Below are 14727 nucleotides of genomic sequence, written 5' to 3'. Positions count from 1 at the left end.
TGTCCTTACTTTGCAGTCCTTCGACTTCGCTCAGGAAGACAACAATTGTTTTCAATCTAATAACCTGAAACTTGAAACCTGAAACAAAAGAAACAATTCTTAATACTTCAAATAATTATCAACCACAATTTTCGCTTTCAAATCGAACATTAAATTATAAAGTCCGAAGAAAGTACGGTTCATGTAAATAAAGTGCTTAGAACCACGATTTCCGTTCATTTTTTTAAGATTCGTATCGTTTGAGAAACGTTCGCCTAATTTAGCAATGCTTTCAAAGAAAGTTTCATCGGCAAAATCAAAAGTTTCGTTTTGAAAAGGTTTGGTAAAAAGTGATAATAAATCATGAAACATTTCGGTGAAATATTCCACTTCTGAAGGTGAATCATCTGGACGCAGAATTTCTAATTCGAATAATTTCTCATTAAAAAGTTTTTCATCTGTAATTACATTTTTATTGATTAACTCAAAATATGGCGTGTAAAAATCCTCAGGAATTTGTTTCATACAGCCAAAATCCAAAGCAATTAATTGGTTTTCATCATTAACCAAAAAGTTTCCCGGATGCGGATCTGCGTGTACTTTTCGCAAAACGTGAATTTGGTACATGTAAAAGTCCCAAAGCGCCTGCCCTATTTTATCGCCAACTTCCTGATCTGTATTTTTAGCCGTAAATTCAGAAAGATGAATCCCTGTCATCCAATCCATTGTAATGATTTTCTCTGATGAAAATTCCGGATAGTAATTTGGGAAAATGATGTTTTCAATTTTATTACAGGCTTGTACAACTTCCTGACTTTGTTTTAATTCTAACAAATAGTTCGTTTCTTCAATAAGTTTGTCTTCGACTTCTTTAAAATATTTATCAGAATCTTTTCCCTGCAGATTAAACATTCTGATTGCAATAGGTTTTACCAAAGCTAAATCTGAAGAAATACTGTTGGCAACGCCCGGATATTGAATTTTAACTGCCAGTTTTTTATCATCTTTCTTGGCTAAATGAACCTGACCAATACTTGCTGCGTTTACTGAATTTGCATTGAACTCGTCAAAAATTTCATAAGGTGTTTTCCCAAAATTAGTTTTGAACGTTTTTAAAACCAAAGGCGCAGAAAGCGGCGGAACTGAAAATTGTGACAAAGAGAATTTTTCCACATAAGCCTGAGGCAAAAAGTTTTTGTCCATGCTTAGCATTTGCGCGACTTTCAAGGCGCTTCCTTTTAAACTTTTAAGTCCGTCATAAATATCTTCGGCGTTATTTTCGTTTAGTTTGTCACGAGTTAAATCTGGGTTTACTACTTTTTCGGCGTAGTGTTTAATATAATTTACTCCGATTTTGGCGCCGGTTTGAACTAGTTTTCCGGCTCTTTCTATTTTTGAAGTTGGGATATAATCAATCGTTTTCATTGTTTGCTGTATATTTTTTCTTTGAATAGAAATTTTCCAAAATCTATTAAATGATTCATTGGCGCAACATTCATTAACTCAAATGATGCATTAACTGATTTTTCGATAAAAATGTCTGTTTTTTCAAAAGCAGCAGATTCATCTTCCATCCAGAATTTAATGGTCAGCATTAACTGTAACCATGCCGATTCCTGAATGGCTTTTTCCTGATATTTCTGCAGTTTTTCTAATTCTAATCTATAATCATCAGTCAGAATTTCTGCAACATATTCTTTAAAACTGTTTCTAAGTGTAGTTAACTGAACCAGGTTTTTAAGCGGATTTCTATCAACTTTAAGCGATTGTAAAACGTAACTTCTGTTTGCGGTTAAGATTTCGAAGAAGGTAAAATAGAAACTCAGCATTTTATTCTTCATGTCATATTCCTGATATTCTTCGTTTTTGTGAAGTAAGCTGACTGTGTTTTCAAAAAACAGTCGGAATATTTCTTTTTCTAAACCTTCTAATGTTCCAAAAAAGGAATAAAACTCAGCTTCAGTAAAATCATTTTCTTTGGTAAAATGATAAACTGATTTTGGTTTTTGGCCTTTTTCTAAAACTTCTTCCATGTATTTTGAAACGATATCATCTTTGGTAATTACCTTCTTTTTAGTCGTCATTTTATTTAAAATTTAGAATTTGCCATAAAGGTAAACATTGTTTAAGTACCTTTACTCATCATTAATCAGCAAGCACTGTTAAATATATTATAAACTATTATGGCTCAAAATGTTCTATTAACCGGCGGAAGCGGATTCATTGGAAAGCATTTAACAAATGTTCTTATTGAAGCTGGATATTCTGTGTCTGTTTTGAGTCGTTCTAATAAAGAAAACACTGCTGAAATCACCTATTATAAATGGGATTTGAACAAAAATTATATAGATGAAAATGCCGTCCTAAATGCTGATTTCATAATTCATCTTGCGGGCGAAGGAATCGTTGAAAAGAGATGGACAGAAAAGAGAAAAAAAGCAATTCTGGAAAGCCGCATAAAACCCATTGATTTGATTTTTTCGGTTTTAGAAAAAAACAATAAAAAACTTGATGCTTTTATTTCGGCTTCGGGAGTTGGTATTTACGGCGCTGTTACCAGTCACAAAGTTTGTACAGAAGAAACGCCTGCGGCAAATGATTTTTTAGGGACAACCTGCCAAATTTGGGAAAATGCAGCTGATAAAATTGAATCGTTAGGAATTCGGACTGTAAAAATCAGGACTGCCATTGTTTTGGGAAAAGATGAAGGGTTTCTAAAAAAAGTCAATCCTAATTTTAAAGCCGGTTTTGGTGCAGTTTTAGGTTCAGGAAAACAATATTTACCGTGGATTCATATCGAGGATTTATCTCAAATTTATTGCAAAGCAGTTACAGATAACCAAATGCATGGCCCGTATAATGCAGCCGTGACAGATAACACTACAAATTCGAGGTTTTCTAAAATATTAGCAACATTATACGGATATGCGATCTGGCTTCCTAAAATCCCTCCTTTTATTCTTAAAGTTGTTTTAGGAGAAATGAGTGAAGCTGTCTTAACAGGGCAAAGGGTGTCATCAGAAAAAATACAAAAAACCGGATTTGAATTTCAGTTTACCGATTTAGAAAAAGCGCTTATAGCAAGCATTCATTAAAATCATTTCAAAGTTAGATACTTCATATCTTCACTTTTCACAACTCCAAGTAAATTAGTATTGGCCGTTTGTGAAATTTTGCTGGCAACAACGCTCGGTATTTCTATATTAAAATCTGAAACTGAAATGGGGTAATTACACGAAATTTGTATTCCGTCCGGAACTCTTTTTATCAAAGCTTTCATTTCAATGATTTTCGATTTTCCGTGAAGGTAAAGTTTTCCCTTTACGTCATATTCCTTTTCAATTTCATCAACGTTTTTTAAATCAAATTTTTGAACTTTTCCTTTAAAAACTGCTTTTGGATAACGATGGCTTTCAATATAATTTTCATTAAAATGTTCTTCCATTAAATCCATTTTAAAACGAAAATCTTTGATTACAACAGTACAGATTAAAGTACTTGTTTCTGGTTCTAGAATAATAGTTCCGAGTTTATTTACTGCTTTTACTTCTTCAAAAAAAGGAACAGAAGCTTCAAAATTTACAACTGCCGTAGTGGTTTTAAATTTGTCTTGGGCAAGTAATGAAAATGCAGTAAAAAATAAAATAAGCAATGTAGTTCTTTTCATAATCGTCATCAATTAAACAATTATGTCATTCTATTTCTAAGAAGAATTTTACAAGTTCAAAAATAGAACGGCAGTACTCCGTGAAAAAATTCGTAACCTAATGTTTATACTTAAAGTTACGAAATTTAGAGATGCGGAGTTCTTGAACTAGTGCTAAATATTTGTGAATATTTTGGTGTACGAAATGGTGGATATAAAATGTGAAATGTAATTTATTTGAGGTGAAATCAAATGTCCCTACGGGACAAATATTGGGGTCGAAAATGTTATTTTTTCTACCGACGAGATATCTCTACGAGATATTTTTTTTGACAGCGAAATAATAAATGCCATATAGTCCCTACGGGACAAAAATGGGATAGACAATTTATTTTTTTTCTACCGATATGTAATCTCTACGAGATATTCTTTTGTGAATATTCTATTTGAACAAAATTCGTTTTTGAAAATTTTAATTTTTTCTACCGATATGTAATTCCTAACGGAATATCTCGTAGAGATTACATATCGGTAGAAAAAAACAATGAATAGCCCCAAAATGTCCCGTAGGGACTATACTGCTATTATTAATGACATTTTATCCATGCATTGGCGTACAAATCTCCAATAAAAAACCATCTGTATCTCTTACATACGCCACAATTTGTCCCCACGGCTTTTTCTTTGGTTCTGTAACTAAAACCGCTCCAAACGAAGTTGCTTTTTGAACAAGATCTCCAACATCTTCTGTAATAAAACCCAATTCTATTGCAAAAGGTTTATCTTCTAAACTGCTTTCAATAAAACCTTCGCTTAAATTATGCGATGCTAACTTTTTTGATGCAAACGAAATGGTGGTTTCTCCGGTATTTAATTCTCCATAATCATTATCCGGGCTTATAAATTTTCTTGCAAATCCAAATACATTCTCATAAAACTCTATTGATTTTTCTACGTCTTCAACGTACAAAATTGTATATCCAAACTTTACCATGATTTCTTTATTTAAATGTGTATCAAATAAAGATAGGGAAATTTAGCTGATTTCTAAAAGTACATTGTATTTATCTAAGCTTGCTAAGTCTTCGATTGAGTTTATATTGGCAACTTTTTCGTGTTCTTCAACTTCTTTTCTAACTTCAATATGTTTGATTGCTTTTCTAAAACGTCTAACTTCATCGAGATTAGATAAAATAAGTCCGGGAACGGGAACGCTTTTTCCTTCTTTATCTTTGGCAACCATTGTAAAATAAGATGAATTACAATGTTTGATTACTCCGGTTTGAATATTTTCTGCTTCAACACGAATACCCACAATCATCGAACTTCTTCCAACATAATTTACAGAAGCTTTCATGGTTACTAATTCTCCCACCTCTATTGGCTTAAGAAAGTTTACTGTATCAACAGATGCCGTGACGCAATAGTTTCCGCTAAATTTTGAAGCCGAAGCAAATGCAATCTGATCTAAAAGCTGTAAAATATATCCCCCGTGAATTTTACCGCTAAAGTTAGTATGCGACGGAAGCATTAATTCTGAAATGCTGATTTTTGATGAAGAAACGGGTTTAAAATCTGTAGTCATGTTTTTTGTTTTTGGAAATTTCTATAGTTATTATCTTAAACACATAGAAACATAGTTTTTAAATGTCGTTAAAGGCGTTTCACTTGCATTAAAAAACATAGCTATGTGTTAGAAACTAGTTTCTTTTAATTCTTTCACAGAAAAATAAAATCTATGTTTCTATGTGTTTAAATATTTTCTTGATTCAATAATTCGGTTTCATCCGTATTTAAAGCTCTGTTGATGATATTTTCGGGAAGTGATTTCTTGGCTTTTGCACCCATCTTTTTCAATTTTTCTACACTCGAAATCAAGTTTCCTTTGCCATCAACAAGCTTATTCATGGCGCTTTCATATTCTGTTTTGGTATCTTTAATTTTGTTTCCAATTCGAACTAAATCGGTAACAAAACCTTCAAATTTATCGTATAAAGCCCCGGCTTGTCTGGCAATTTCAAAAGCATTTTCCTGTTGCTTTTGATTTGCCCACATACTATCAATTGTTCTTAAAGTTGCCAATAATGTACTTGGCGTAACAATTACAATATTTCTGTCGAAGGCTTTATTGTATAAAGTAGAATCTTCGTTCAACGCAATCGCAAAAGCGGGTTCTATCGGAATAAAAAGCAAAACAAAATCCGGGCTTTCTATTTGATATAAATCGTGATAATTTTTATTTCCGAGTTGTTCAACGTGACGTTTAATGGACGAAACATGTTCTTTAAGCCAATCTATTTTTAGTAAATCAGATTCTTCGTTTACCCATTTTTCGTAAGCTACTAAAGAAACTTTAGAATCGACAATCATTTTCTTTCCGTCTGGAAGATTGATTACAACATCTGGGAAAACTCGGTTTCCTTCGGCATTTACAAAACTTTGCTGCACTTCGTATTCTCTTCCTTTTTCTAAACCAGATTTTTCTAGAACACGTTCTAAAACAAGTTCGCCCCAATTTCCCTGCATTTTGCTGTCGCCTTTTAATGCTTTGGTCAAGTTTAAGGTTTCTTTGCTCATTTGAGCGTTCATCTCACTTAAACCGATAATCTGCTGACGCAATGCCGCATGATAATCGATACTTTCTTTATGGGTTTGATCTACTTTTTGTTCAAATACATGAATTTTATCCTGAAGCGGCAGCAGAATGTTTTTCATATTTTCACTATTCTGTTCTGTAAATTTTGCCGATTTTTCTTCAAGGATTTTATTGGCAAGGTTTTCAAATTCTTTGGTAAATTTTTCCTGAAGTTCGTTTATTTCACTTTTTTGTTCTTTATGGCGTTCCCATAGATTCTCAAAATCAACTTCTTTTTTAGAAAGCTGAATGGCCAGACTGTCTTTTTCTGTTCTAATGCTTTCTTTTTCAGAATTGGTTAAATGAAGTTGTTTCTGAAAATTATTTCTTTCTGTTTCAAATTGCTCTTTCTGTAATTGAAACTGATTTGTATTTGCATTAAGTCTTTCTTCTAAACTTACTTTTTCTGCCTGAAATCTAGCCGAAAACAACATTTTTCCTAAGTATATACCCAAAAACAGAGCAATTACAAAAGCCAATAAAAGTGGAAGAAATTCTATCATATCTAAGTTTATTTTAAGTAAAAGTACGCAATAATACGTAGTTCGTGGTTTTAAAAATTAAAATATCACGAATTAGTATGGGGTCTAAATTAAACAAACAATCTAAATAAGATTTACGGAAATCCTTTAAAAAAATAATTTTTCACGCAACCATTTTAAAGCAGCTTCATCTACATTATATAACCTATTAAAAAATAATCATGAAAAAATTAATGTTGAGCTTATTTATCGCTTTTGGATTTAGCGCCTGCTCTCTTAGTAATGACGACCTGAATGTTGACTGTGGAACTAATGTAGATTTACCTTTTTCGGGCTTCCCTGTTTTATGCAATTATAGTGTAAAAACTTTACCTAATAATCCAAGTGCGCTTATTATAACTTCGCAGGAAAAAATGGACGCTTATTTTACAAAACATGCCAATACCTGTACAGTTGCAAGTGATCCAAACATTAATTTTAGTGATAACTATATGATTGCACTTTTTGCAGGTGTAAAACCTACAAATGGTTACGCTATAAAAATTACTTCTATTGTACAAAATAACTGCGAAATCATTGTCAATTTCTACGAAAAAGGACCTCAAACGGGAGAAACTTTAACGCAGACTCCAACTTACCCAACAGATTTCATCCTGATCCCAAAAACAGCAAAAGCTATTTTGTTTAACAGAACAAACGAAAGTCCTGATAATATCGTGATTGGAAGTTTTGGAACTACAAATGACTTTTTTCAGATCAATGATTACAATATTTTAAAATTCCTGGGCGTAACTACCGGAAACTATGAGTTTGAGCAATATAAATATAATGCTAAAACGGTAAGAAGTGAATATACTACATTGTCAAAAACTATCCCTACAGAAATTACAGCAATTAAAGGTCAGACAAAAACCTATGGTACACCAGGTGCTCAGGGTGGCGTTTATTTTGAGCTTCGTCAGGGAATTACAGTAACTAAAATTACTATTGACAATAATGATACTCCAGATATGAGCAGTGAAATAAAAGCTTTCAGAATGGCGCTTAAGGCAAAAATCAACAGCTTAAAATAATACTCATTGAGTAACGTCTGTATCTTTTGCAACCCAACAAAAGATACAGATATACTTGATAATCAAAAACTAACACAAAATACCACTAGTTCTAACTATTTACAAAATGTAGTTTTGTAAGCTTTTAAGAACTATTTTTGCAAAACCAAATTAATCCATTTTTTGAAAGACGATTTAGAGAAATATATTAAGCTTTGCATGAAAAATGACAGAGGAGGACAACTGAAAATATATCAGTTGTTCTCTCCTGTTTTATATGGTATTTGCCTAAAGTATATGAAAAACGAAGACGATGCGAAGGATGTTTTCCAAGAGGCATTTGTAATTGTTTTTCAAAAAATCGGCCAATATAAATTTGAAGGAAGTTTTGAAGGCTGGCTAAAACGGATTTTCATTAATAAACTGATTGAGACTTTAAATAAGAAGAAAAAAGAGAGTTTCTTTCTTGATGTTTTTGATCCCGATACTGATTTTGTAGAAGAAGAGGAACTGGACATTATCCCAATAGAACAAGAAAAACTGTTAGAATATATTAGAGATTTACCGGATCAATATCGAACGGTTTTTAACCTCTATGTTTTTGAAAAGATGAAACACAAAGAGATTGCCGAATTACTAAAAATCTCTGAAGGAACATCAAAATCAAATTTAAATAGAGCTAAGCATATTTTACAAAAAAGAATACTGAGCATAAAAAATTTTAAGATAGCATGAAGAAGCAAAAAATAGAAGATATTTTTTCATCAATGGAAGACTTTTCGAGTGTTCCGCCTCCTGAATTGTGGGGGCAGATTGAAGAAAAACTCGACAAACCTAAAAAGAAGAAGAGAGCAATTCTTTGGTGGTCGGCGGCTGCATGCTTATTATTAGGTTTACTGCTCCCATCTGTATTGCATTTTAGTTCTGATAATTCGGGAATTAAAATCATACAAAACAATTCTATTGATAATAATGTTGTTCTGGATCAAAAAAATAAGGACACAGAAAGAAGTATTCCAAATAAAGAAAATATCCTTGAAAAAGAATCTAATAATAATCGAGTTTCGTCATCAGAAAAAACAACTAATCAATCAGACCAAAATCAATTAAATCAAAATTCAAAAACAGTTAAAGCTCAAACAGGTTCTCAAAACAAAACAAATAATAACAGCTTTGAACCAAAAGTAAATGTCGAAAGAAATAATGCCGTAGCCGAAAAATCATTTGTTCCAGCTAGAGAAAATGGGTTAAATGCAGATTCTAAAAGTCAAATTTCTAACAATAAAAAAGAAAATATAAATCGCGCTGTCGCCGAAAAATCATTTGTTTCAGCTGGAGAAAATGGATTTAATGTGGCATCTAAAAATCAACTTTCGACCACTAAAAAGGAGAATTCAAATAAGGCTGTTGCCGAGAAATCATTTGCCCCAAACAAATCGGATTCTTTTAATTTTGGTTCGAAAAGTCAGTCAGACATTGAAAAAAGAAATGCTGATAAGATTTTAGCAGAGAAGAAATTTGCTCCGGCAAAAACAAATAATTTTAATGCTGTTTCAGGAAATCAATTACCGAATTCAATTTTTGAGGATCTTTCTTCCTCAAAAAACAAAAATGTACTTGCACTTAATGCTTCAAATTCTGCTGCAAAGAGAAATCCAAATGCTTTAAGTCTTTCGTTGAATAAAGAGAAAGAAAACATTCAAAAAACGACTGCTGACAAAAGTATTGCAAGTGTTCAAAATGGTAATTCGAAAAACAATACTGCTCTTACCAATTCAAATGTTTTGAGTAAAAAAGATTCTGTACAGTTAGCTGAACTTCAAAATTTAGAAAAAGGAATCGCAGCTGTTACTCCGGAAGAGGAGAAAAAGAAAAAAGAAGACAAAGTATTATCTAAATCAGAAAAATGGGCTTTACAGCTTTTTGCCGGTGTTGCCAATTCTGAAAATTATAAAAACAATAAAACTTTAGGAAACGTAAACGATTCGAAACAAAGTAATTCGTACGGTGTAAAAACACAGTACAAAATCAATAAAAAATGGGCCGTTGCTTCTGGTTTTAAAATCAATGAACTGGGACAAAGTGTAGCAAATGTTTCCTATTTAAGCACAAGAAACCAAGCTCTTTTTAGCTCAAGCGATTATTTTGTAAAAAATGAAAGTGTTCCTCAAATTGCAAGTGATACACGTTATGTTTTGGTTTCAAACAGTACAAAGGATGTTTTGAAAAGTGAAAATATTGAAACCGGAAATTTAGATCAAAATTTGCGATACATCGAAATGCCTTTAGAAGTTTCGTATTCTGTTTTTAATAAAAACAGAACAAACATTAATCTAAACACAGGCGGATTTGTTGGTAAACTGATTTCGAATAGTGTTGCCATCGATGGAAATTCTATGGGTGAAAATGTAAATGCAAACGATTATGTTTATGGTACAACTTTGAGCAGTACGGTACAATATAGAGTTTATAAAAAAACAAACGTTTTTGTTGAACCTGCCGTTAATTATTATGCAAATCCTTTAAGCAATCAATCTTTTAATCAATTTCAATGGGGATTGAATTTTGGATTAAATGTTAACTTTTAATATCTATAGTTTATTGTTTTTAATTCCAATAGATATAACAAAAAGGCAGTTCAATTGAACTGCCTTTTTTATTGAATAATGTTTGATTTATTGTAATTTTCAGAAAAAATAAAACAATAAATGACCTTTAAAAACAACTGGAATGATCTAAAATTTATTCCAAAGAATTTACAAGTTGCAAAAGAATTGATTTATGACATTTGCGATTTCGAATGTTCTGAACCTCAACCTGAAAAAGAAAGTCAGGAATATGACGCTTTTGATTTTAAAATCGGCGAAAGCCAGATTAAATTTAGATCGGCTAAAATTACGCCAACCAAAACGGGTCAGTTTGTAACTTTATGGAAACGAAATAAAGCTGGAATTATTGAACCTTTTGATTATTCTGATGCAATAGATTTTGTGATTGTAAGTGTTCAAAAAGAAAATCTTTTAGGTCAGTTTATTTTTCCGAAAGAGACTTTGCTTAAAAAAGGAATTTTCACAACTCAAACAAAAGAAGGAATAAGAGCCACGAGAGTTTATCCACCTTGGGATGAAACAACAAGTAAACAAGCGCAAAAAACACAGCAATGGCAATTGGACTATTTTTTGTCCGTTTCTGATCCAATAGATATAAATCGGGCTAAGTTTTTACTGGGCAAATAAATAGAAACAAAAAGGCAGTTCAATTGAACTGCCTTTTTTTATGAATTAATCTCTAAGATTATTTTTTCAGGATTTTTTCTTTATAAATTACTTTATTGTTTTCTGATAATGTATAAATGTAAAGTCCCGGATATAAATTACGAACTGACATTACTGTATTTGAAAGTTCCTGACTGCTTTTAATTTCAATAGAATTTCCTAATACACGACCGTTTATATCGTAAAGTCTTAGTTTAAGATTTCTGTTTTCGCTTGTTTTTACTGCAAAATTTAAATCATCAACTGCCGGATTTGGATATGCTCTTACAAAAAATCCATTTTTAGTTCCAAAATCAGGAGTAGATAAAACATCTTGTTTTAATTCAAAACGAGCAATTACAGGTCCGTGATCTGATGTTGTTGTGGTGTAATTTGGAATATCATTACGAGGATCGTAAACCGCAATTGAATTAGGAATATATTCATCGCTTAATTCTGTAGAAATTATAATGTGATCTAAAAATCCGCCTGAACTTAAAAAACTGTAAGCACCAGCCTGACTAATTCCTAAAGTAAGTGCATTGTAGTTATTAGGATCTGTAACAAAGTTTTCATAAGAAGAAGGATTTGGTGTAATAACAGATGCTTTTACGTCATCGTTATAATCTCCTAAAATGATCAAATTAGAATTTGAATAATGCGCATCTAAACTATCTTTTAAAACTTGAGCATCATATTTACGCATGTTGTAACGTGAAATATCGCTTCCGCTGTTGGCGCGTGCGTGAAGATCTACAAGATTAATTTCTTTTGTAAATCCGCCCATATTAGTTTCGATTGTTACTAAATATGGCAAACGTCCAGAAGAGAAAAAGCTTGAACCATTTCCGCCCGGATAATTCGGTAACGTTTTTGTTCCGGCACGAACTTCATCATAAAACTCTTTAAACATAACACGAGTCTTTTTTACAGTTGTTGTCTGCGTGTTGTAAAGTACTACTAGTTTTTGCGGAGGGAAATTTGGATCTGGTGCCTGAAAAGAATACGACCATGATGTCGAAGTTGTTTTGCCGAATGTTTTTCCGTTGATGTTTATTTTTTGAATTAAAGCATCAATCGAAGGATCATCAGAAACTTCCTGAACTACATAAACGTCTGCATTTAGTTTGTTCATTACTTTGGCAACATTATCAATTTGTAAAGCATCATCTGTTGGACCAAATTCTACTCCGTCAGTTCCTTTTACATCTGTTCCAAAAAATTCTAAATTGTACGTTACCACATCAAATGTATCTGCTTTTGGTAAAGAAGAACCTGTCAATAAACCAATTTGTTTGTTTAATCCAGTTCCGGTTACTGTCAATTGTCCAGATATTAAAAGCTCTTTTGTAGTAGGTACAAATCTTGCATAAAGTGTTTTTCCAGCTGCAGCATCGGCAGTTGTAACTACAATGCTGGATTGAAATGAAATATTATCCAATGATAATTCAAAAGATGCCGGAGCTGTAATCGTAATATCGTTATGACCTTCTGCTTTAAGAATAAAAGACTGGCTTGCAGAAACGGTATTTTGTGCAACATCTCCAAAGTCCAAAACAGGATTTGAATCTACATAACCTGATTCACTTGTAATAGCAACATCGTCTAATGACCATTCGGCTGCAAAATTAGTTCCGCCAGCTGTAGTTTCATAAACCCAGGCTAAATACGTATGGCTTGATATATAATCGTTTAATTTAATGTACTGTGATTTGGTGTAAGTTCCTGTAACAGTTGGAAAATTACCTTGTAATTCTGTCCAGGTTGCTGTTTCCGGATTACTTTTTCCATCATAATCCGTAGATACCACTAATTTTAAACTTGTTCCAGCATAAAATTTACGCGAGTAAAAAGATAATAATGCAAATTGTCCAAAAGTATCTAAATGTAATTTTGGTGAAATCAACCAGTCTTTGCTCGCTCCGGTATCTGAAAATCCGTTCATTAAAACGGCGCCAGTTCCTGAATTTACATTTCTTGCCACAGTTGTTGGCGACCATTTGTTTATCGTTCCGGCAACGTTATACTGTGTCCATCCGCTGTTAGATAAAACATTAGGATCATTAAATCCTTGTATGTATGGATTAATTCCTACTCCTGTCAGCGTAACAATTTTTGTTGCGGCTCCATTTGATTCATGCGTTATTTCACCAGTAAAACTGCTGATGGCATTTGGTTTAAATTTTACATAAACAGTTGGAGTTGCATTTGAAGCAAAATCAGCCACTGTAAATGTCAATGTCGATGCAAAAGTGCTGTTATCTTTAGAAATAGTAAAATTTGCTGTTGAAGTTAAAACAACATTATCTGTAAGATTTAAACCTTGAAGCTGGTACGTAAAAATATCTGAATCAAAATTTGTTTCAGAAAAACCTAAATTCAAAGAAACAACTGATGGTGTTAAATTAGGAAGCGCAACACTTGAAGTTGCTGCATCAATTCTATTTACTGTTGACTCAATATTTCCATAAGGATCTTCGGAAATAGAAAAAACAGAATATGCGGTACTTAAACTTAATCCTGTAAAACTTTTTACATATTCCTGAGATGCATTTGTAATATCTAAAAATCCAGATTGTAAGGCTGCTGTTCCTGCTGCATCCTGTCCTGCTTTTATCTGGGCAATTGTAGGTTCTGCACTTCCGCCCGGTAATAATACATAATACGTTTTTGCAGGCTCGTCTACTTTATTAATAAAATCAAAGCTTTGTGCTAAAATGTTATCTGCTTTTGGATAACCTGCAGCATTTACCGGAGCTGCAACATCGCTTTTAATATCGATATTATCAATTGCAAATGACGGACGCGAACCTGATCCTGAAACTTGTCTTGAAATCCATCTAATTTGAACTATTGGCTGATTGTCGCACTCAGCCGGTAAAGTTACTTTTATGGTTCTCAAGTTTTGAGGAGTTGTAATGGCAGTTGTCTGCTTTACATCATTATTTTGGTAAACAGTTGATAATACAGAAATAAAAGGCGCACTTGTACCTACTCTATATTGCAAAACCATTTCATTTATACGAGTACTGCTTGCAGCGACATCATAAGGGTTACGAATTGTCATGGCATCATATTGTACTTGTATTGCTGTTTCTCCCGTAGCATCAAAAGCAAAACCAATTGCAAGGTCTAATGAACCTGTATTTAAAAAGCCAATTTTGCCATCATAATTATGAAAATTACCGCTGTTAGTTACCGCAGTACTATTAGCTACTAAAGGTCTGTCTGCCACTAATACTGCATTTGTATTAAAAGCAGATCCGGGAACTGTACTTGCTGTCCATCCTTGAAATCCAGCAGGATATGCTGTAATACTTGGAGCAATAGAAAAATTTTGCTGGTATGGCAAATCCTGAGGAGTTGGAAAGGTTTGCGCAACCAGACTTAGTGAACAACAAAAAAAACTTAAAAAGGCCACGAGATGGCGAATTGAGTAAATGTTTTTCATAAATTTTAATAATAGGGGTTTAGAAATCAAAGTTATACTGTTTAAAGTTAAGGGAATATTGTAAAAACATAAATTAATTGTAAGTTTTTACATAAATATTTATCAACAGTAAGTCTAATTTTGTATTCTAAAATTTTTCTGATTTAGGCAGAATGCGTTTTCGCACTATTTTTTAATAATTATGAAATCTCGAAACAGCGTTTTATTTTTTATAAGAAAAAACTTCAT

Annotated in this window: 12 protein-coding genes; 5 read left to right on the top strand and 7 right to left on the bottom strand. The window is 32.6% G+C overall.

Annotation, left to right across the window (positions count from 1 at the left end):
- Positions 1-99: 99 nt before the first annotated feature.
- Entirely contained in the window at positions 100-1404 is a 1305-nt protein-coding gene (locus tag B3C18_RS08090) for an ABC1 kinase family protein (RefSeq protein WP_291145118.1), read from the bottom strand.
- Positions 1401-2063 carry a TetR family transcriptional regulator C-terminal domain-containing protein gene (locus B3C18_RS08085; RefSeq protein WP_291145115.1) on the bottom strand — a complete coding sequence of 221 codons (663 nt, stop codon included), beginning with the start codon at positions 2061-2063 and terminating at the stop codon, positions 1401-1403. The genes B3C18_RS08090 and B3C18_RS08085 overlap by 4 nt, the downstream gene beginning before the upstream one ends.
- Positions 2064-2162: 99 nt before the next feature.
- On the opposite strand from B3C18_RS08085, the gene B3C18_RS08080 reads away from it, so the two are divergent.
- A complete protein-coding gene (locus B3C18_RS08080) occupies positions 2163-3074 on the top strand; it encodes a TIGR01777 family oxidoreductase (RefSeq protein ID WP_291145112.1) in 912 nt (303 codons plus the stop codon).
- 2 nt (positions 3075-3076) lie between these two features.
- Here the strand turns inward: B3C18_RS08080 and B3C18_RS08075 are convergent, their stop codons facing one another.
- From B3C18_RS08075 to rmuC, 4 genes are all read right to left on the bottom strand, one after another.
- Positions 3077-3646 (bottom strand): YceI family protein, encoded by a 570-nt coding sequence (locus B3C18_RS08075; protein WP_291145110.1) that lies wholly within the window; start codon positions 3644-3646, stop codon positions 3077-3079.
- Between the two features lie 577 nt (positions 3647-4223).
- Positions 4224-4619, bottom strand: coding sequence for a VOC family protein (locus tag B3C18_RS08070; protein ID WP_291145108.1), 396 nt, complete (start codon positions 4617-4619; stop codon positions 4224-4226).
- A gap of 42 nt (positions 4620-4661) precedes the next feature.
- Complete coding sequence (locus B3C18_RS08065) at positions 4662-5210, bottom strand: acyl-CoA thioesterase (protein WP_053474302.1); 549 nt, start codon at positions 5208-5210, stop codon at positions 4662-4664.
- 167 nt (positions 5211-5377) lie between these two features.
- Positions 5378-6763 (bottom strand): DNA recombination protein RmuC, encoded by a 1386-nt coding sequence (gene rmuC / locus B3C18_RS08060; RefSeq protein WP_291145104.1) that lies wholly within the window; start codon positions 6761-6763, stop codon positions 5378-5380.
- 200 nt (positions 6764-6963) lie between these two features.
- On the opposite strand from rmuC, the gene B3C18_RS08055 reads away from it, so the two are divergent.
- The 4 genes from B3C18_RS08055 to B3C18_RS08040 all read left to right on the top strand — a co-directional run bounded on the left by B3C18_RS08055 (position 6964) and on the right by B3C18_RS08040 (position 11030).
- Positions 6964-7815, top strand: a complete 852-nt coding sequence (locus tag B3C18_RS08055) for a protease complex subunit PrcB family protein (RefSeq protein WP_053474304.1) — start codon at positions 6964-6966, stop codon at positions 7813-7815.
- Positions 7816-7977: 162 nt separating this feature from the next.
- Positions 7978-8529, top strand: coding sequence for an RNA polymerase sigma factor (locus tag B3C18_RS08050; RefSeq protein WP_291145101.1), 552 nt, complete (start codon positions 7978-7980; stop codon positions 8527-8529).
- Positions 8526-10382, top strand: a complete 1857-nt coding sequence (locus tag B3C18_RS08045; protein ID WP_291145099.1) for a hypothetical protein — start codon at positions 8526-8528, stop codon at positions 10380-10382. Before B3C18_RS08050 ends, B3C18_RS08045 begins: the two co-directional genes overlap by 4 nt.
- 120 nt (positions 10383-10502) lie before the next feature.
- Positions 10503-11030, top strand: coding sequence for a MepB family protein (locus B3C18_RS08040; protein ID WP_291145096.1), 528 nt, complete (start codon positions 10503-10505; stop codon positions 11028-11030).
- Between the two features lie 58 nt (positions 11031-11088).
- Here the strand turns inward: B3C18_RS08040 and B3C18_RS08035 are convergent, their stop codons facing one another.
- On the bottom strand, positions 11089-14499 hold the full coding sequence (locus tag B3C18_RS08035; protein WP_291145093.1) for a T9SS-dependent choice-of-anchor J family protein: 3411 nt from the start codon (positions 14497-14499) through the stop codon (positions 11089-11091).
- Between the last annotated feature and the right edge of the window lie 228 nt (positions 14500-14727).

It is taken from the genome of Flavobacterium sp. UBA7680, assembly GCF_002482975.1.
Classification (GTDB): domain Bacteria; phylum Bacteroidota; class Bacteroidia; order Flavobacteriales; family Flavobacteriaceae; genus Flavobacterium.
The sequence above is the reverse complement of the archived record's forward strand: the minus strand, read 5'-3'. Positions and strand labels throughout refer to the sequence as shown.